Below are 19,854 nucleotides of genomic sequence, written 5' to 3'. Positions count from 1 at the left end.
ATTGCGCGCAGCACCTTCGCCGCGACACTTAGACATTGTAGCATTCCCCCATAGGAATGTCAATGTGTTTTTCGTAAAAACTGCGTAACTAAGACATTTTTTATTACACTCATCCGGGCGTATCTTACAAGGTAAAAAAACAGAGACCTCTTCTTACGAGAGGTCTCTGTACAGTGCTATAACGTCAGAGCTTAATGGCCCGCTTCGGGAGCTGTCGCCGTTACGTCGTCATTGTCTACGACGCAGCCGTCTTCATCTTCATACGATATGGACGGTACGGTTTTGACAACCTTTACCTTGCGGTACCGGCTCATGCCGGTGCCGGCGGGAATCAGCTTGCCGATAATAACGTTTTCCTTCAAGCCGAGCAAGGGATCAATCTTGCCCTTGATAGCCGCATCCGTCAATACGCGGGTCGTTTCCTGGAACGACGCAGCCGACAAGAACGATTCCGTCGCCAACGCGGCTTTCGTAATACCGAGCAGCATCGGCTTGCCGATGGCCGGCTTGCCGCCTGCAGCCTGAATACGGCGGTTCGTGTCTTCGAAAATATTGACGTCGACGTAATCGCCCGGCAGCATATCGGCGTCACCGGCGTCTTCAATCTTCATCTTGCGGAGCATCTGACGCACGATAACTTCGATGTGTTTGTCGTTGATACCAACGCCCTGGGATTTATATACCTTCTGCACTTCGTATACGAGGTAGCGCTGCGTAGCTTCTACACCCAGAATGCGAAGGATGTCGTGAGGATTGATGGAACCCGACGTAATACGGCTGCCCTTCGTGATGACGTCGCCTTCATGAACGACTAAGTGAGCTCCGTACGGGATGGTGTAGCTGCGTTCTTCGCCGTCTTTATTTACGACGTGAACGATATTGATGTCATGGTGGTCTTCTTTTTCCGTAATGGAAACGACGCCGTCGATTTCCGTGACGATAGCGTTGCCCTTCGGCTTACGGGCTTCAAACAATTCTTCGACACGGGGAAGACCCTGGGTAATATCCCCTGCCGACGCAACGCCGCCTGTGTGGAACGTACGCATCGTCAGCTGCGTGCCCGGTTCGCCGATGGACTGGGCCGCGATAGTGCCGACCGATTCGCCGACATTTACCTTGCTGCCCGTGCCCAGGTCGCGGCCGTAGCACTTAGCGCAGACACCGTAACGGCTGTGGCAGGTAAGGACGGAACGAATCCGGACCTTATCGTAATATTTAGCGATTTCTTTCGCCTGGTCGGCCATGATTTCTTCATTAATCGGAACGATGACTTCGCCCGTATTCGGGTTGACCAAGGTTTCCGCCGCCGTACGGCCTTCGATTCGTTCTTCCAGCGGTTCAATGACGCCGTCGCCTTCGACGATAGCCGTAACTTCTACGCCGCGGATATCGTTATTGCGTACTTTTACTTCCGTTACGTCGCTGGAAAGGATGCGTTCGATAGCATCTTCTGTCAGTGCCGTGCCAGCCGGGCAGATTTCCATGCCGTTGGAATCAATCACTGCCGTTTCAACGGTTTTGCCAAGCATATTATCGACCATAGACTTGCGAAGCGCCGCGCGGAAGCCTTCTTCCGGAGCTCCCAGCGTAACGACTTCAACTAAGTTCGTATGGTTCATATCATCGTTTATATCCATCTGGCTGCCCTGGAGATACAGCTTCGGCAGCTTGTGCTCGATAACCGTATCCATATCGTCTGTCGTCAGCAAATGGCCTTCTTCGAACACGACGTCTGCAGTTTCCGGATCGATCGCCGGTTTCGCCAAGACGCGGCCAATCAGTTTTTCCCGCAGGAGGTTGACAGCCTGACGGCACGAGCTGGCCAAACGGGCCCGTTCGCGGACGAGGTCGATGCCGAATACGTCGCAGTCGTCTTCGCGAACGATGACGTCCTGCGATACGTCGACGAGACGACGGGTCAGGTAGCCCGAGTCAGCCGTACGCAGAGCCGTGTCGGCCAAACCCTTACGGGCGCCGTGGCTCGACGTAAAGTAATCCAATACGGACAGGCCTTCGCGGAAGTTCGCCTTGATCGGCAAGTCGATGATACGGCCGGACGGGTCAGCCATCAAGCCGCGCATGCCGGCAACCTGACGAATCTGCTGCTTGTTGCCGCGGGCGCCGGAGTCAGCCATCATAAAGATGGAGTTGAACGGGTCCATGTTATCCATCATGGCTTCCGTCACATCGTCCGTCGCCTTTTCCCAAATGGAGCAGGTCTTGCGGTACCGTTCGTCTTCAGTAATCAAGCCGCGGAGGTACATTTTCGTAACATTTTGAACCTTCTTATCGGCTTCGTTGAGAATATCCCATTTTTCAGCAGGAATCTGAATGTCCGAAATAGCGATGGACATGCCGGCCTGCCGCGCGTAATGATAGCCGATAGCCTTGATGCGGTCAAGGAGGGCCGCTGTCTTCGTATTGCCTACGAGATGGAAGCAGGCGTCGACAAGCTTGCCGATTTCCTTCTTATTCATCAGTACGCCAAGGCAGTTGACGTCGACAAATTCTTTTCCTTCTTTGAAGGCGGCTACCGCTTCTTTATCTACCTTATTAGCCGGCAGCGGACGAATTGCCAAGAGGTCTACGCCGAAGGCTTCCTTCAGCTGGGAGAAACCATAGTCTAAAATATGGCCGTTTTCATCTTTAATCTTTACGAGATGCGTCGAATCGATGATGCCGTTTTCATAGGCAAACTTCGTATCTTCGGGATTGGTAAATACCATGACCTTGTCCGTATGATACAAGCGGAGTGGTTCGTACACCTGATAGTTGTACAGCAGCTTGCCCGCCGTCGTTTCGATAATACCGTGGCCGGGAATGCGGACCTTGATGACCGCTTCGATATCGATAGCCTTGGCATCATACGCCAGCATGACTTCATCGTAATTAGAGAACATCTTGCCTTCGCCCAAGGCTCCCGGTTTAACAAGGGTCAGGTAATAAGCACCAAGCACCATATCCTGCGTCGGTACGGCAACAGGCTTGCCGTCCTTCGGCGCCAAAATGTTGTGTGCCGAAAGCATGAGCGTTCTCGCTTCAGCCTGGGCTTCTACGGACAAGGGCAGATGGCAGGCCATCTGGTCGCCGTCGAAGTCGGCGTTGAAGGCGGTGCAGACCAGAGGATGCAGCTTAATGGCCCGGCCTTCCCAAAGAATCGGTTCGAAGGCCTGAATACCTAAACGGTGCAGCGTCGGGGCGCGGTTCAAGAGTACCGGATGTTCCTGAATAACGTCTTCCAGCACGTCCCACACTTCCGGGCTGACGCGTTCAACCTTTTTCTTAGCGTTTTTAATGTTCGTAGCAATACCTTTTTCTACGAGCTTTTTCATGACGAAGGGCTTGAACAATTCCAAAGCCATTTCTTTCGGCAGACCACACTGATGCATTTTCAGCTCTGGTCCGACGACGATAACGGAACGGCCGGAATAGTCGACACGCTTACCTAACAGATTCTGACGGAAGCGGCCTTGTTTCCCCTTGAGCATATCCGACAAGGATTTAAGAGGACGGTTGCCCGGCCCGGTGACAGGGCGGCCGCGGCGGCCGTTGTCGATCAGGGCGTCGACAGCTTCCTGAAGCATGCGCTTTTCATTGCGGACAATGATATCGGGAGCGCCTAATTCCAGCAGCCGGCTCAGGCGGTTATTTCGGTTAATGACGCGGCGGTACAGGTCGTTTAAGTCCGACGTAGCAAAGCGGCCGCCGTCGAGCTGTACCATCGGGCGCAGTTCCGGGGGAATGACGGGAATCACGTCCATGACCATCCATTCCGGTTTGTTGCCGGAATGGCGGAAGGCTTCGACGACTTCCAGGCGGCGGATCGCCCGGACCCGGCGCTGGCCGGAAGAATCGCGCAGCTCGTCGCGCAGTTCTTTATTGAGTTTTTCCAAGTCCAGTCCCTGGAGTAATTCCTTAACGGCTGCCGCGCCCATGCCGACGCGGAATTTATCGCCGTACATGTCGAGATACTGGCGATATTCCGTTTCCGTCAGGAGCTGCTGCTTCGTCAGCGGCGTATCGCCCGGGTCCAGGACGATATACGAGGCAAAATACAATACCTTTTCCAGCGAACGGGGCGAAATGTCGAGAATCAGGCCCATCCGGCTGGGAATTCCCTTAAAATACCAAATATGAGATACAGGCGTAGCCAGTTTGATATGGCCCATCCGTTCGCGGCGAACCTTCGCGCGCGTTACTTCAACGCCGCAGCGGTCGCAGACAACGCCTTTATAGCGAATGCGTTTGTATTTTCCGCAATGGCATTCCCAGTCTTTCGTGGGCCCGAAAATGCGTTCGCAGAATAAACCGTCCCGTTCCGGTTTCAATGTACGGTAATTGATCGTTTCCGGTTTCTTTACTTCGCCGTGCGACCATTCAAGGATCTTTTCCGGAGAAGCCAGTCCAATCCGCATGGAATCAAATTCGTTCACGTCTAGCACTAATACCGCTCCCTTCTATTAGTCTTCATCTTCGTTAATAGTATCGTCGTTCAGATGTTCCGCTTCGGCAACGGCGTCGAGGCTCATGGCGCTCATAATATCATCTTCATCGCCGTTGGCAACCGGTTCTTCTGCCGGTTCGCCGTCTCCGGTTTCATCAGCCAGGGGCGCCGACGGGCTGTCCATGACTTCGCCTTCCATAACGCGGCGGAGTTCATCTGTCTGTTCCGGTTCTACATCGTCTTCGTCATCCAGTTCCTTGATGACAACTTCTTCGCCGTCTTCATTGAGAATCTGGACATCTAAGCCGATAGCCTGCAATTCTTTAAGCAATACCTTGAAGGATTCAGGAACGCCCGGTTCAGGAATATTTTCGCCTTTAACAATTTTTTCATACGCTTTGACACGGCCGACGACATCGTCAGACTTGACTGTCAGCATTTCCTGCAGCGTGTATGCCGCGCCGTATGCTTCCAAAGCCCAAACTTCCATTTCGCCGAAACGCTGGCCGCCGAACTGAGCTTTACCGCCCAGAGGCTGCTGCGTAACCAGGGAGTACGGGCCAGTCGAACGAGCGTGGATCTTATCGTCGACCAGATGATGCAGCTTGAGGAAGTACGTGTAACCGACGGTTACGCGGCGGTCCATCGGTTCGCCCGTACGGCCGTCGTACAGGACGGATTTGCCGTCTTCCGGCAACCCGGCGATGCGCAGGGATTCGAATACGTCTTCAGCCTGCGCGCCGTCAAATACCGGCGTCGCAATGTGAATGCCGGCCTTATCGGGCTGCGGCATGCCATACGTATCGAAATCATAACCGGCTTCGCGCAGCTTCGCTTCCAAATTCGGGTTCATCTTTTTGATCTGAACGCCCAGTTCATGCATAGCCCAGCCGAGGTGGGTTTCCAAAATCTGACCGATGTTCATTCGAGACGGTACGCCCAAGGGATTCAGCACGATCTGAACAGGCGTGCCGTCGGGAAGGAACGGCATGTCTTCCTGGCGCATTACGCGGGATACGACACCCTTGTTTCCGTGACGGCCAGCCATCTTGTCGCCTTCGTGAATCTTGCGCTTCTGTGCAATGTATACGCGGACGAGGCGGTTGACGCCCGGCGGCAGTTCATCATTGTTTTCGCGGGAGAAAATGCGGACGTTGACGACCTTGCCCGATTCGCCGTGAGGCACGCGCAGCGACGTATCGCGGACTTCCCGTTCCTTGTCGCCGAAAATAGCGCGCAGGAGGCGTTCTTCCGGCGTCAGCTCCGTTTCGCCTTTCGGCGTGACCTTACCGACGAGGACGTCGCCGGGGAATACGTCGGCGCCGATCATGATGATGCCGTTTTCGTCGAGGTTTTTCGTGCTGTCTTCGCTGACGTTCGGAATTTCGCGGGTAATTTCTTCAGAGCCCAGCTTCGTATCGCGGGCATCGCATTCGTATTCTTCAATATGGATAGACGTATATAAGTCGTTCTTCGGCAATTCTTCGCTGAGGAGAACGGCGTCTTCGTAGTTATAGCCTTCCCAGGGCATGTACGCTACGAGGATGTTGTAGCCCAACGCCAATTCGCCGCCGTCCGTAGCCATGCCGTCGGCCAATACCTGGCCTTCCGTAACGCGTTCGTTCTTGTATACCAAGGGACGCTGGTTAATGCAGGTGCTCTGGTTGGAACGGACGAATTTAATCAAGCGGTATGTATCAATAGAGCCGGAATCGGTTCTTACTTTAATTTCATCGCCAGTTACGCGGCATACGACGCCGTCGTGCTTAGCCAGTACGCATACGCCCGAGTCACAGGCAGCCTTGTATTCCATGCCCGTACCGACGAGCGGAGCCTGCGTGCGGAGGAGCGGCACGGCCTGACGCTGCATGTTCGCGCCCATGAGCGCGCGGTTGGCGTCGTCGTTTTCCAGGAACGGAATCATGGATGTACCGACGGAAACAACTTCCTTAGGCGATACGTCCATGAAATCGACGCGGTCGGCCGGGAATTCACGCGTATCCTCGCCGTGACGGCAAGCGACGCGGCTGTGTACAAAATGACCGTCTTCGGTCAGCGGTTCGTTAGCCTGGGCGATGATATACTGCTCTTCTTCATCTGCCGTGATATACCAAACGTCGTTTGTAACGACATGGGTTTCCTTATCGACGCGGCGGTACGGCGCTTCAATAAAGCCGAATTCATTTACCTTGCCGAAGCAGGCCAGCGAAGAAATCAGGCCGATGTTCGGACCTTCAGGCGTTTCTACAGGGCACATGCGGCCGTAGTGGGAGTGATGAACGTCGCGGACTTCAAACCCTGCGCGTTCACGGGACAAGCCGCCGGGGCCCAAGGCGCTGAGACGGCGTTTATGCGTGATTTCAGCCAGCGGGTTCGTCTGGTCCATGAACTGGGACAACTGGCTGGAACCGAAGAATTCTTTAATCGCTGCGACAACAGGACGGATATTGATCAGGACTTGGGGCGTAATGCTTTCGGCATCCTGAATCGTCATGCGTTCGCGGACGACGCGTTCCATACGGGTCAGGCCGATGCGGAACTGGTTCTGGAGCAGTTCACCGACGCAGCGGAGGCGGCGGTTGCCCAAATGGTCGATGTCGTCCACGGTGCCGAAGCCGTCCATGAGGTTCAGCAGGTAATCTATATTGGCGATGATATCTTCACGGGTAATCGTGCGGTGATCGTACGGCAGATTGCTGTTGTTGCAGATAATCTTGTATACGGACCCATCGATTTTTTCTACAAAGGCTTCTACGAGTCCTTCACCGGCGAATACGCCGCTTTCTTTAATCTTGTTGACTTCAGCCGCGCCGATTTCTGTATGAGCGTCGACGATCACTTCACCCGTTTCGGGATGAACGATCGGTTCGTGGAGCGTCAAGCCGAACAAACGGCGTTCCCAGCCCAGCTTTTTGCCGGCTTTATAGCGGCCGACGCGGGCCATATCATACCGGCGGGAGTCGAAAAACAGCCCTTCGAACAAATTGCGGGCGCTTTCTACTGTCGGCGGTTCACCGGGGCGGAGTTTTTTATAGATTTCTACGAGGGCTTCATCCTGGTTTTCCGTCGTATCTTTTTCAAAGGTATCCTTGAGCCGCTTATCGTCGAAGAATAAGTCGAGAATTTCAGCATTGGAAGACCAGCCCAGGGCGCGGATCAGCACCGTAACGGGGATTTTGCGGTTGCGGTCTATACGGGCGTATACGATGCCGTTTACGTCCGTTTCCAATTCAATCCAGGCGCCGCGGTTCGGAATAACCGTAGAATTATACAACATGGTGCCCATCGGATCGCGTTCGCAGCCGTAATATACGCCCGGCGAGCGTACGAGCTGACTGACGATAACGCGTTCTGCCCCATTGATAATAAATGTACCTGTATCTGTAATCAGCGGGAAATCCCCCATGAATACTTCCTGGTCTTTAATTTCCCCTGTTTCATGATTGACAAGACGGATCTGAACCCGAAGCGGCGCGGCATATGTCGTGTCTCGTTCCTTACATTCCCGGATATCATACTTAGGTTCCCCCAGTTTGAAATCTTCAAAGGATAAAGACAAGTTGCCCGATGCATCTTCGATGGGCGAAATATCTTGAAAAATATCTTTCAGCCCTTTTTCTAAGAACCATTCATAAGATTTGTTCTGCAAATCCAACAAATGAGGCATTTTTAAGACCTCGTTAATCTTAGCATACGTGTATCGAGTTCTTTTCCCTACTTGTACAGGTTTGAACATGCTGATTCTTCACCCCTTATAAAAAGTAAACCATGATATAATCGCGTCGTAAAGGCATCTTCAAAAGCGACAAAAAAGCAAGGCTCCGTAATAAAACTTGAACCTTGCTTAATTTTTTGTTCACCGGAAGCGCTTCCTCCATGTACCTCATAATATCATCAATTGAACATTTTGCAATGAGTTATTATAGCACACGTTTTTTCTTCCGTCAATATTTATTTTTCTTATTTCTGAATACGCGCCAGCGTGTAGTTCTTTTTGCCCTTGCGCACGATAACGTATTTGCCGTTTGAATTCTTATGAGGCAGGACGATTTCGTCGAGAGCCTGAACCTTTACGCCGTTGATCGTCACGGCGCCGTTCGTAATATCTTCGCGGGCCTGGCGCTTGGATTTGTAAATCGTCGAATCGACAAGCCAGTTTACGACGTCCTTTTCTTCGTTCGATACGTCGACTGTCGGCATCTTGCCAAAGGCCTGGGTCAGTTCGTGCTCCGTCAAATCGGCAATGCTGCCGTGATAGAGGGCTTCCGTAATATTCTGCGCTTCCTTCAGCGCTTCAGGGCTGTGGACGAAGGTCGTTACTTCTTCCGCCAAACGGCGCTGAGCCAGACGTTTTTCCGGTTCCGTCTTGACGGCTTCTTCCAGGGCGTCGATTTCTTCCTTACTGAGGAAGGTGAAGTATTTCAAATATTTGACGACGTCAGCGTCATCCTGATTCAGCCAGAACTGATAGAATTCGAAAGGAGACGTCTTTTCCGGATCCAGCCATACGGCTCCGCCGGCGGTCTTGCCGAACTTCGTGCCGTCCGACTTCAGCATGAGGGGAATCGTCAAGCCGTAAGCGCGGGCGTCGCTGCCGTGCATCTTATGAATCGTATCGATGCCGGCCGTAATATTGCCCCACTGGTCGGCGCCGCCGATCTGAAGCTGGACGTCGTTGTGTGTGAAGAGATGTTCAAAGTCGATAGACTGCAGAATCTGATAGGAAAATTCCGTAAAGGAAATGCCCGCTTCCAGACGGCTTGCGACAACTTCCTTCGCCAGCATCGTATTGACGCTGAACAGCTTGCCGTAATCGCGGAGGAAGTTCAGCAAATCGATTTTGCTCAGCCAGTCGTAGTTGTTTACGAAAGAAATATTCGAGCCTTCGCCGAACAAATGAATAAACTGGGCTTTTAATTTTTCCGCGTTTTCATGGATTTTTTCAATGGTCTGCAGCTGCCGTTCCGTCTTGCGGCCGCTCGGATCGCCGATAACGCCTGTGCCGCCGCCGATGACGACATAGGGATGATGACCTGCCAAGGCAAAGCGTTTCAGCATCATAAAGGGAATTAAATGGCCGATATGCATGCTGTCTCCCGTCGGGTCTACGCCGCAGTACAAAGACACGCTCTTTTCTTCCGTCAGCTTGCGCAAGCCTTCTTCGTCGGTCATCTGATTTACGGCGCCGCGCCAAGACAATTCATCAATAATATTCATCGAACCCGCTCCTTTTACCGTTATATTTATGGATATGCAAAAAGTATCTTTACCGTACTAATTATACTCATCCGACATGCGTCCGTCAATAAAAGCCTGAAACCTCGCGCTGCCTTCTTCGTTTTACGGAGTCCCGCGCTGAAGCCATTTAAACATAGCCGTCCCCGCCAGGCCGGACATCACAGACGCGGCTACGATGGCAGTTTTGGCCGTCATCAGCGCCTGCCCGTCCGCAAAGGCCAGGGCAGCGATAAACAGGGACATGGTAAAGCCGATGCCGCCCAGCATGCCGGCTCCTAAAAAGTGGGCCGTCCGAACGCCGGCCGGCAAGGCTGCGACGCGAAGGCGTATCAGGCCGTATACGGATAAGAAAATGCCCAGAGGCTTGCCGAGAAACAGCCCGGCCATGATGCCCAGGCCGACAGGCGTCAGCAAGTTTCCTACGCTGCCGCCGTCTATGGCAATGCCGGCGTTGCTCAAAGCAAATACGGGCATGACGAAAAACGCCGACCACGGCGTCAGCCTATGCTCCAGCTTTCTGAGCAGGCTCTCGCCGTGCGTTTCTTCCGTTCCGGCCGGAATGGAAAAGCCCAAGAGGACACCGGCAATCGTCGGATGAATCCCGCCCTGCAGAAACGCATACCACAGCAGCCCTCCTCCAATCAGGTACAAAAGGACCGACTGGACGTTGCGCCGCGACAGCCAAAACAGCGCGAGCAAAACGGCGGCTCCGGCCAACAGGGACGGACCGTGCAAATCGGACGAATAAAACAAGGCGATGACTAAAATACCGCCCAAGTCATCGACAATCGCCAGGGCCGTCAAAAATACAACGACAGCTCGCGGCGCCCGCGGCGCGGCAAAGGCCAGTACGCCTAAGGAAAAGGCAATATCCGTAGCCATCGACACGCCCCAGCCGGAAATCGTCGGCTTTCCAATGTTAAAAGCCGTATATAACAGCGCCGGCACGACCATGCCTCCGACAGCCGCCGCAATGGGAAGAAGCGTAGACGACGGCGATTTCAGTTCGCCGAATAAAAATTCCCGCTTGATCTCCATGCCGATGACGAAGAAAAACACGGCCATCAGCCCGTCGTTAATCCAATGAAGCAGCGACATGGACAGCTGGAAATCCCCCATCCCGACGGACACTTTCCAATGCAGGATCTCTTCATAGGCGGCTGCCCATGGAGAATTGGCAAGGCCCATCGCCATGACGGCAAAGGTGAGAAGAACGATGCCGCTGGACGCTTCCTGCTTGAAGAACCGTTGAAACGGCATGATCATTTGGCGCGATTGCTCTTGAATACGTTCGTAAATATCTTTGTTCATGTGACTCTCCTTTTATGGAATCTGCAGAAAACAGCACCGCACAGCCTGCTGTTTTCTGCGTTATCCTATTATATCATACGGTCATCACATTTCCGCATACTCTGCATGTGCAAAATATGCAACATCTATATCAAAAACGTACGATATGCAAAAAGAGGAAACAGACTTGACGCCTGTCTCCTCTTACGCCCTTGTTACTGGTTATATTTCTTTTTCTTCAGGCCGCTCCAGGATAATACCCTGACGATACGCATGCAGCAGCGCTTTCAAATCGTCGATCATCTGCAGCAGCTTTTTGCCGTTGTCCGTGTCGCCGATCATAACGCGCTTTGGCTCCAGTTCGACCTGCGTCGATTCCGAATCGATATCGGCGTTGTTCATCAATACCTGCGTGACATCCTTAAAGGGATAATGGGCTTTGATGCGGATGCCGTGAGAATTGAAAATTAAGGTGTAGCCGGCAATGCCCGTCGATCCCTGATAGGCCTTGCAGAACCCGCCGTCTATGCAGATTTCCTTCCCTTCCGCACGAATCGGGCTTTCCCCTTTCTTGACCTTGACCGGCGTATGGCCGTTGATGATATGGCCCTGGGGAGAATCGATGCCGAATTCATGGAGGATTTTTATGCATTCATCCCGATCCCGGTTGAGATGGTAATAATCGTTCTGCGGTTCTTTCCACGTCGACTGATCGACGATATAGCTTCGTTCAAAGGTCTTGACAATCCGGCCCGATACAGGAGAATCTATGCCGCACCACATGTACCACATATAGTCCAGGCTGTTCGTATCCCGCTTGTCATAGGCCTGACGGGCGATAAAATCGACCATATCCATGAAAGCCTTTCCCTTATACGGCTTGCCGTTGAGATAAATTTCTTTAAAGCTGCCGTCTTTATTGAGGGGAACGCCGCCGTGGAATAAAAGGTTGTTATTATAGCTGCGGTACAGCGAGCCGTGACTGTATAAGAAGCGGATATGACGCTGCAGCCGTTCGCTTTCCAGGAATTCCGATTGAATAGCCGCCATGATGCGGTGTTCTTCCGGCGACAATTTGTAGGGGTCCTGCGGATCAACCGTCGGAAAATCCGTCGTCGTCAGCTCGTAGGTCTGACCGTCCAGCGTAATCGTACCCTGCTTCCAGTCAATTTTGTGGAACATCAGGCGGTCGTCCATATTGTATTCCGGATGGCGGATAATGACTTGTCCTTCCAGCTTGCTCAAAATGACGTTAATCGCCTTTACCATCGGCTCGATGCCGTCGTCCTTTTTATAGGTATCTAATGCAAAAATAGCCAGAGGGCGGAGGCTGATGCCGTAACCGCTTTCCAATATTTCCATATTATGATAGCGGATATTATTTCTCAGCGCATTGGCAATGCAGGCCTCGCTGCCGGCGGCCGCCCCCATCCACAGGATATCGTGATTCCCCCACTGGATGTCGAGGGAATGATGATGCATGAGATAATCCATAATCTTGTCGGCATGGGGCCCGCGGTCGTAAATGTCGCCGATAATGTGCAGGTGGTCTACGGCCAGCCGCTTGATCAAATCCGTCAGGGCGTAAATAAACTGCCGCGTGCTGCCCGTTTCTAAAATCGTATTTAATATCTTCATATGATATGCCCGGCGGTTTTTATCTTCGTCCGGCTGGGCATGTAGCAGTTCGTCAATGACAAAGCGGAACACCTTAGGCATAGCCTTACGCACTTTAGACCGCGTATATTTCGACGACAGCAGCTTGACCAGGCGAATCAGATGGCTCAGCGTTTTTTTCGCCCACTGATCTGTAATCGCTTTTTCCCGCTGCAGCATATCCAGCTTTTCCTTGGGATAATAAATCAGCGTCAATAAATCATCCCGTTCCTCCGCCGTCATGGAATTGGCAAATATCATTTCAACCTTTTCCCGAATAACGCCGGAACAGTTATTTAAGATGTGATAAAACGCCTCATATTCGCCATGAAGGTCGCTCATAAAATGTTCCGTTCCCTTCGGCAAGTTGACGATAGCCTGCAAGTTGATAATTTCCGTAAACGTTTCGGCCTGCGTTTTATATTCCTTGGACAGTAATTCCAGATACCGCAAGTATTCCGGAGAATATTTTTCACACGTTTCCATAAGACATAAATCCCCTTTTCTTCATGATATGGTATACAACGTATAGGCTTAATTTCTTTCTATTGTACACTATCTTATGGCATGTGACTAGGGATAAGTACAGAAAATCGCAGTTCGTCGACTACAAAAGATAGCAAGAGGGTTCTATATAATCTTTTAACCAGAAGATTACTATAATATAGTATTATTAATACGTCGTTTTCCCATAATTATCTATGCTAATTCAAAATATATATAGCTCTTTTTCATGATTGCATTTTTATTATAATCCAAATAATTATTAGGAATACGTTTGCCTGTATATTTAAATTATGTGGTGTTTTAAATCGAATTTTACTAAATTTAATGGTAATACTTAAATTTTACTCCTTAACTTTCAAAAATAGAAATCTATTTTCATATTACGATGTTTTCAAACGGCAAAAAACATGCTATGATAAGACCATAGAAAGACGATTTGTGGGATACTAAATTCTTAGATGAGGTGATTTTCATGAACAAATATCTTGAATCAGTTATCGAAGGCGTACGTACAAAATATGCTAACGAACCGGAATTCGTCCAGACGGTAGAAGAAGTATTGTCGTCTCTGGAACCGGTTGTAGAAAAACATCCGGAATATGAAAAATTCGACTTGCTGAACCGCTTGGTCGTACCGGAAAGACAATTCACCTTCCGCGTCGTATGGCAGGACGATGCCGGCAACTATCATACGAACACGGGCTACCGCTTCCAGTTTAACGGCGCAATCGGGCCGTACAAAGGCGGTCTTCGCTTCCAGAAAAACGTATATCCCGGCATCATCAAATTCCTGGGCTTCGAACAGATCTTCAAAAACGCCTTGACGGGCCTCCCCATCGGCGGCGCAAAAGGCGGCGCAGACTTCGACCCGACAGGCAAATCCGACGCAGAAATCATGCGTTTCTGCCAGAGCTTCATGCAGGGCCTCTATCGCTACATTGGTCCCGACATCGACGTTCCGGCCGGCGATATGGGTGTTGGCGGCCGTGAAATCGGCTACCTCTTCGGCGAATACCGCCGCTTGAAGGGCGCATTTGAAAACGGCGTATTGACGGGCAAGGGCTTCAGCTTCGGCGGCTCCCTCATTCGTCCGGAAGCAACGGGCTACGGCGCCGTATACTTCTTGGAAAACGTCCTGAAAGACGACGGCCAGGATATCAAAGGCAAGACCATTGCCGCAGCAGGCTTCGGCAACGTAACCTGGGGCATTTGCAAAAAAGCTACGGAATTGGGCGCTAAAGTCGTTACGTTGTCCGGTCCTGACGGATATATCTATGATCCCGATGGCGTCGCTACGGAAGAAAAAATCGATTACTTGTTAGAAATGCGCAACAGCGGCCGCAACCGCGTACAGGATTATGCGGATAAATTCGGCGTAGAATTCTTCCCTGGAGAAAAACCGTGGGGCAGAAAAGTCGACATCGTTATGCCGTCTGCTATGCAGAACGACGTTCATATGGAACAGGCGAAACAGATCGCAGCCAATAAAGTTCGCTACTACATCGAAGTCGCCAACATGCCTACGACGAACGACGCACTGAAATACTTACTGGAACAGAAAGACATGATCGTAGCTCCGTCCAAAGCTGTTAACGCCGGCGGCGTAGCCGTATCGGCCCTCGAAATGAGCCAGAACAGCGAACGTCTCGTTTGGACGGCTGAAGAAGTCGACGCACGTCTCCACCAGATCATGAATACGATTTACAACAACTGCAAAGACGCAGCAGCTCGCAACGGCTTAGGCTACAACCTCGTCGCCGGCGCTAACATCGCTGGGTTCGAACGCGTTGCCGACGCAATGCTCGCTCAAGGCGTATTCTAAAAACATACTCCAACATAAAAAATACTGTGCAGCCGGAGCTGCACAGTATTTTTTATGTCCTGGTAACGGACGATGTTACAGAGTATGCTTTTTAAAGTCTTCTTGCACGGCCCGGCGCAATCCTTCATTTTCCAAGAGCTTAAATACGATGCGGCCCATAATTTCCGCCCCCTGGGCGATAACCGGCTCGATAGCTTTATTTTTTACGGCGTCGGCAATTTGCACGGAATGTTCCGGGTAATACGTATCTCCCATGGCCAGGCACAGATGGAGGGCCGGGCATTGATGGCTGATATTGCCGATGTCCGAGCTCTGGCAATCCTCCGTCTCGGTAAAGGGGATGCCCATGTCACGAAGCACTGACCGCGATATTTCCGTCGCCGCTTCATTCCAAACCATATTGTCAAATTCATATCCCATCTGCGTCACTTCATACGTCGTTTCCGTAGCGATAGCCGCCCCTTCGAAACATTTCATGATTTTAGCGATGACTTCGTTTAAATACGGCCGATCGCTGTGGCGAACGCAACACTCAAGCTCTGCATAGTCCGGCACGACGTTCGACGCCGTGCCGCCGTTGACGAGATACACGCCAATCCGCGTTTCTGGCCGCACGTGCTGGCGCAGCATGTCGATAGCGTGAATCGCCAGCATTGCGCCGTTCAGGGCGTTGCGGCCATTCCAGGGGCTGCTCGCCGCGTGAGCCGTTTGCCCATGAAAGGCGACGCGATAATCGCTAAGAGCCAAGAAATGAGAGTTAGCCATCGTCTTATCGGGCATGACGTGCGTCATCATCGCTAAATCGTAGTCGTGAAAGATGCCCTGCTCACACATGGCGACCTTGCCGCCCCGCAGCTCTTCGTCAGGCGTACCGATGAGGTCAACCTGCACGGGAAGATCAGCCATATCCAAAAAAGCGGCCGCCGTCAGAAAGCTCATAGCCCCGTTTGCCGAGTGGCCGCATCCATGACCGATTTCCGGCAGGGCGTCATATTCAGCCAGAAGGGCTACTTTCAAAACCGGGTTGGAAACCTTCCGCACCGTCGCCTTAAACGCCGTCGGCAAACCGGCAAACTGCTCCGTCACCTCCATGCCCAGGGCGCGGCAGGCTTCGACATAGGCCGCGCAGGCGTGATATTCTTCGCCCGACAGCTCCGGGTCGTCGGCAATGCGGTAATTTAAAGAAAAAGCTTGCGGACCATATTTCTGCACGCTTTGTGCAAACTGATTTATGAAAGACATATATACACCTATTTCCTATAAATTTATAGAACGTACTGAATCAAGAACATATACGACGGAATTACGATAAACCCCAATACTACCGTAATAAAGCTGATTTCCGTGGCATACCTCACATCGGCCCCTACCGCTTTGGCGACGACGGTCATCTGCGTCATCGCCGGCATGCTGGCCTGCATCGTAAATACCTGCGCCGACATAGACGTAACGGACACAAAGGGAAGCAAGGCCAATACGCAAAGCGGGCAGACGATAAAACGCCCTGCCAGAGCGCCTATCAAATCGCGGTCCCACTGTACGCTGCGCAGCGACAGTAAACTCATTTCAATGCCGATGACGATAAGGGACAGCGGCGTCGCCAAATTTCCTACGTACTGAAAAGATACGTGAAGGAATTCAGGCAGTTTGACGTCGGCCATAATCAACGCCAGTCCGATGAGAAAGGCCACCAGCGGCGGCGAAAACACCTTTTTGACAGTCTGCAGCGAAAATAAGGGCATATTTCCCTGTCCGCCCGTGCTGTCGTTGACGATGTGATAAATCCCCAAGGTCCAGAACATCGTCGTATTCGCCATATAATACAGCATGACCGAAGGCACGCTCTGCGTACCGAATAAGGCCAGGTTAACGGGAAGGCCAATGAAGATCGTATTGGCGACAAAAAAGCAGGTAATAAAGATGCCCTGCCGCTCCCTGCGTATGTGCAGCGCCGCAGCTGCCGCCCGGCCCACGACGTAGGCCAGGAGGATAGACAAAAAGGGCAGAGCCAAATCCGGCGCAATCCGCAGCAGCGAATCATGTGTAAAATCCCGCTCCAACTGGCAAATCATGAACAACGGCAAGGCGACCTTCATGATAAGCCGGGTCAATATTGCGCTGGTATCCGGTCCAAACCACTCTTTCTTCGACAACACAAAACCGATGCCAATCATAAACAATATTTCAAAAATACCCTGCAGCCCATGAAACACAGCTTCCACTATCAATCCATCTCCCTCTTATGTCAAGTCGTATAGCCCAGGCTGTCGGTCATGAAATATATTGATACGGCTTCGAATATCGGTGACGCTGTCCAAGTCGATATCTGCACGAAGCATCTCTTCGCCGTCTCCCCCCTGCGCCAAGACATTCCCCCACGGGTCGATAATCATCGAATGGCCGCCGAACTGCATGGAATCCGTGCTGCCGCAGCTGTTGACCGCCACAATGAACAGCTGGTTTTCAATCGCTCTGGCCTGATTCAATATGCACCAGTGATCCACGCGGGACGCCGGCCAGGCCGCCGGCACAAAAATAATCTGCGCCCCCGTCAGCGTCGCCATCCGCACCCATTCGGGAAAACGGACGTCATAACAAATCACGGCAGCCATGGGAATGCCATCCAAGGAAAACGCGCAGCCCTTTGTTCCCGGCGTAAATTTTTCATCTTCATGGCCCGGCGCAAATAAATGCACCTTGTCATACGAGCTGACAATATGGCCGCTGCGATCTGCCACGTACATCGTATTATACAGCTTACCTTCCCGACGGACAGCTGCAGAACCGCCGACAATATGAACGCCGAACCGAGCCGCTGACTCTGATAAGAAGGCCTGCGTCCGCCGCCCGTCCTCATCGGCCAATTCACGGATATTGTCGGGATAAAAGGACGTATTCCACATTTCCGGCAGTACGATAATATCGGGCCGCTCCTGTGCAGCGTTTCGTATCCAGTCTTCTACTTGCTTATAATTATGCTCTACATCCCCCAGCCGCAGAGACATCTGAGCCGCTGCAATCTTCATATCTGTCCCTTCTTTCTACTGTATATTTTTGATAACATCTCGCCATAAATCATTATAATAGAAATATAAGAGAAACACAATATCCGATTGTATGAGAGCCTGCGGCAACAAAACGAAATATCCCCTATCCTTGCCGGGGCTTGAAAAAAGGACTGTATATTGATATAGTAAAATGAATAGCATATGAGAGAAGGGATAGTATGGCTAAAACGAAAAAGACCAACGTCATGCGCATTTTAGATAAACAAAAAATTTTCTATACAACGAAAGCTTATGAATATTCTGAAGACGACCTGTCCGGCGTTCACGCCGCCGCCGAGCTCGGCATGGACCCGGCCCAGGTATTCAAAACGCTGGTAGGACAGGGAAACAAGACGGGGCCCGTCGTATTCTGCATTCCCAGTCACAAGGAGCTCGATTTAAAGAAGGCCGCATCCTGCAGCGGCAATAAATCGGTTCAGCTGCTCCACGTCAAAGATCTGCTCGGCTTGACGGGATATATCCGCGGCGGCTGCTCCCCTATCGGTATGAAAAAGCAGTTTCCTACGTATATCGACGAGTCAGCCCTGCAATACGAAGCCATCAGCCTCAGCGCCGGCATGCGGGGGCAGCAGGTCCTCGTAGCGCCGCAGGACGTCGCCCAGTTGATTCACGCAGAATTCCATCAGCTCACGATGAAAGACATTACATTGACGGAAGGAAGAGTACGATGACAGACAAAGAAATGGAACCTTGGCTGCATGAACTCATGCAGTGTTCAAAATGCGAATTGCGTCACGAAGGCAACCGCGGCCCGACGCGATACTCCGGCGACCCGGCATCGCCCCTCATGTTCGTCGGCGAAGGCCCCGGCGGTGTGGAAGATGAGTACGGCGTGCCCCTTGTCGGCCCGTCGGGACAGCTGCTGGACAAAGCCCTGTGGAGCGTAGGCCTTACTCGGGACCACGTCTACGTTACGAATATCGTCAAATGCCGTCCTAAAAACAATCGGACGCCAACGCTGGAAGAAGGAAAGCGCTGCGCAAACATTCATCTTCTCCGTGAAATCGAAATGGTACAGCCGAAGGTCATCGTCTGCCTAGGAAAAGTCGCCTTTCAGTATTTCTACGGAAAAACGGCCAGCATTATGCGCAACCGCGGCATATGGTTCAACTATCACGGTATTCCCGTCATGCCGACATACCATCCGGCCTTTTTGCTGCGCCAAACAGGCAAAGACCTCGTAGAATCCAAATGGCAGGTATACTACGATTTTAAAGCCGCCGTAGATAAAGCCAAAGAAGCCATGCCGGACTATATATACCAAAGCCCGGAAAAACCTAACCTAATGGAACAATTCGAAGACCTCCATAAATCCCGCCATTTTTAACCGACTGCAGCACACGCCCCTTTATATCCCTCCGATGTGAAGGGGCGTATGTTATATACCGCTAATACAGATTAGCCCTGCCTTATCTCTGGACAGCAAAGATAGCCCTATCATATAATGAATGCAAAGGATATTCGGGAGGTGAAATACATGAACAAAGCGATGCCTATCGGCGTAGATGATTTTAAAGAAATACGGGAGCAGTATTATTTTGTAGATAAGACCGACTTTATCCGGCAGCTGATAGATGTTCATAGCAAGGCTACATTGATTACTCGTCCCCGGCGCTTCGGCAAAACGCTGACCATGAGCATGTTAGAGTATTTCTTTTCTATAGACCGGGCAAAAGAGAGCGATAAATTATTTCATGGCCTTGCCATTGAAAGGTAAATTGCAAGTTGAATTTGAACAACCATAATCAGGAAACACACTCACTAGCATAAACTTCATCGAGGAATGCATCAAATAGCTCTGACGGCGTATGGTAGCCCAAAACACGCCG

At 51.6% G+C, this 19,854-nt stretch carries 12 protein-coding genes; 4 read left to right on the top strand and 8 right to left on the bottom strand.

Annotated elements, in window-relative coordinates:
- Positions 1-191: 191 nt before the first annotated feature.
- The 5 genes from rpoC to OCV58_RS09815 form a co-directional block, all read right to left on the bottom strand.
- On the bottom strand, positions 192-4,442 hold the full coding sequence (gene rpoC / locus OCV58_RS09835; RefSeq protein WP_154877749.1) for a DNA-directed RNA polymerase subunit beta': 4,251 nt from the start codon (positions 4,440-4,442) through the stop codon (positions 192-194).
- An 18-nt stretch (positions 4,443-4,460) separates the two neighbouring features.
- Positions 4,461-8,180: a DNA-directed RNA polymerase subunit beta gene (gene rpoB / locus OCV58_RS09830; RefSeq protein WP_154877748.1), complete on the bottom strand. Its 3,720-nt coding sequence runs from the start codon at positions 8,178-8,180 to the stop codon at positions 4,461-4,463.
- A 224-nt stretch (positions 8,181-8,404) separates the two neighbouring features.
- On the bottom strand, positions 8,405-9,661 hold the full coding sequence (gene tyrS, locus OCV58_RS09825) for a tyrosine--tRNA ligase (RefSeq protein ID WP_087478708.1): 1,257 nt from the start codon (positions 9,659-9,661) through the stop codon (positions 8,405-8,407).
- A gap of 123 nt (positions 9,662-9,784) precedes the next feature.
- Positions 9,785-10,993, bottom strand: a complete 1,209-nt coding sequence (gene nhaA, locus OCV58_RS09820) for a Na+/H+ antiporter NhaA (RefSeq protein ID WP_154877747.1) — start codon at positions 10,991-10,993, stop codon at positions 9,785-9,787.
- Positions 10,994-11,194: 201 nt separating this feature from the next.
- Positions 11,195-13,114 (bottom strand): fructose-1,6-bisphosphatase, encoded by a 1,920-nt coding sequence (locus OCV58_RS09815; RefSeq protein WP_095630257.1) that lies wholly within the window; start codon positions 13,112-13,114, stop codon positions 11,195-11,197.
- Between the two features lie 493 nt (positions 13,115-13,607).
- Between OCV58_RS09815 and gdhA the strand changes: the two genes are divergently transcribed.
- Positions 13,608-14,957 (top strand): NADP-specific glutamate dehydrogenase, encoded by a 1,350-nt coding sequence (gene gdhA, locus OCV58_RS09810; protein WP_087478705.1) that lies wholly within the window; start codon positions 13,608-13,610, stop codon positions 14,955-14,957.
- A gap of 75 nt (positions 14,958-15,032) precedes the next feature.
- Here the strand turns inward: gdhA and OCV58_RS09805 are convergent, their stop codons facing one another.
- Genes OCV58_RS09805 through OCV58_RS09795 form a run of 3 tightly spaced genes read right to left on the bottom strand, consistent with a single transcriptional unit; the run spans position 15,033 to position 17,983 of the window.
- Positions 15,033-16,199, bottom strand: coding sequence for an amidohydrolase (locus tag OCV58_RS09805; protein WP_154877746.1), 1,167 nt, complete (start codon positions 16,197-16,199; stop codon positions 15,033-15,035).
- A gap of 23 nt (positions 16,200-16,222) precedes the next feature.
- Entirely contained in the window at positions 16,223-17,179 is a 957-nt protein-coding gene (locus OCV58_RS09800; protein WP_154877754.1) for an AEC family transporter, read from the bottom strand.
- An 18-nt stretch (positions 17,180-17,197) separates the two neighbouring features.
- Positions 17,198-17,983 (bottom strand): carbon-nitrogen family hydrolase, encoded by a 786-nt coding sequence (locus OCV58_RS09795; protein WP_154877745.1) that lies wholly within the window; start codon positions 17,981-17,983, stop codon positions 17,198-17,200.
- A gap of 200 nt (positions 17,984-18,183) precedes the next feature.
- Between OCV58_RS09795 and ybaK the strand changes: the two genes are divergently transcribed.
- From ybaK to OCV58_RS09780, 3 genes are all read left to right on the top strand, one after another.
- Positions 18,184-18,696 (top strand): Cys-tRNA(Pro) deacylase, encoded by a 513-nt coding sequence (gene ybaK / locus OCV58_RS09790; protein ID WP_095630254.1) that lies wholly within the window; start codon positions 18,184-18,186, stop codon positions 18,694-18,696.
- On the top strand, positions 18,693-19,352 hold the full coding sequence (locus OCV58_RS09785; protein WP_154877744.1) for a uracil-DNA glycosylase: 660 nt from the start codon (positions 18,693-18,695) through the stop codon (positions 19,350-19,352). The genes ybaK and OCV58_RS09785 overlap by 4 nt, the downstream gene beginning before the upstream one ends.
- Positions 19,353-19,502: 150 nt before the next feature.
- Entirely contained in the window at positions 19,503-19,742 is a 240-nt protein-coding gene (locus tag OCV58_RS09780; RefSeq protein ID WP_154877743.1) for an AAA family ATPase, read from the top strand.
- Positions 19,743-19,854 lie beyond the last annotated feature (112 nt).

The organism is Megasphaera stantonii (assembly GCF_025567065.1).
In the GTDB taxonomy this organism is placed as follows: domain Bacteria; phylum Bacillota; class Negativicutes; order Veillonellales; family Megasphaeraceae; genus Megasphaera; species Megasphaera stantonii.
Note: the sequence above shows the minus strand (reverse complement) of the source record. Positions and strands in the feature narration are given on the sequence as shown.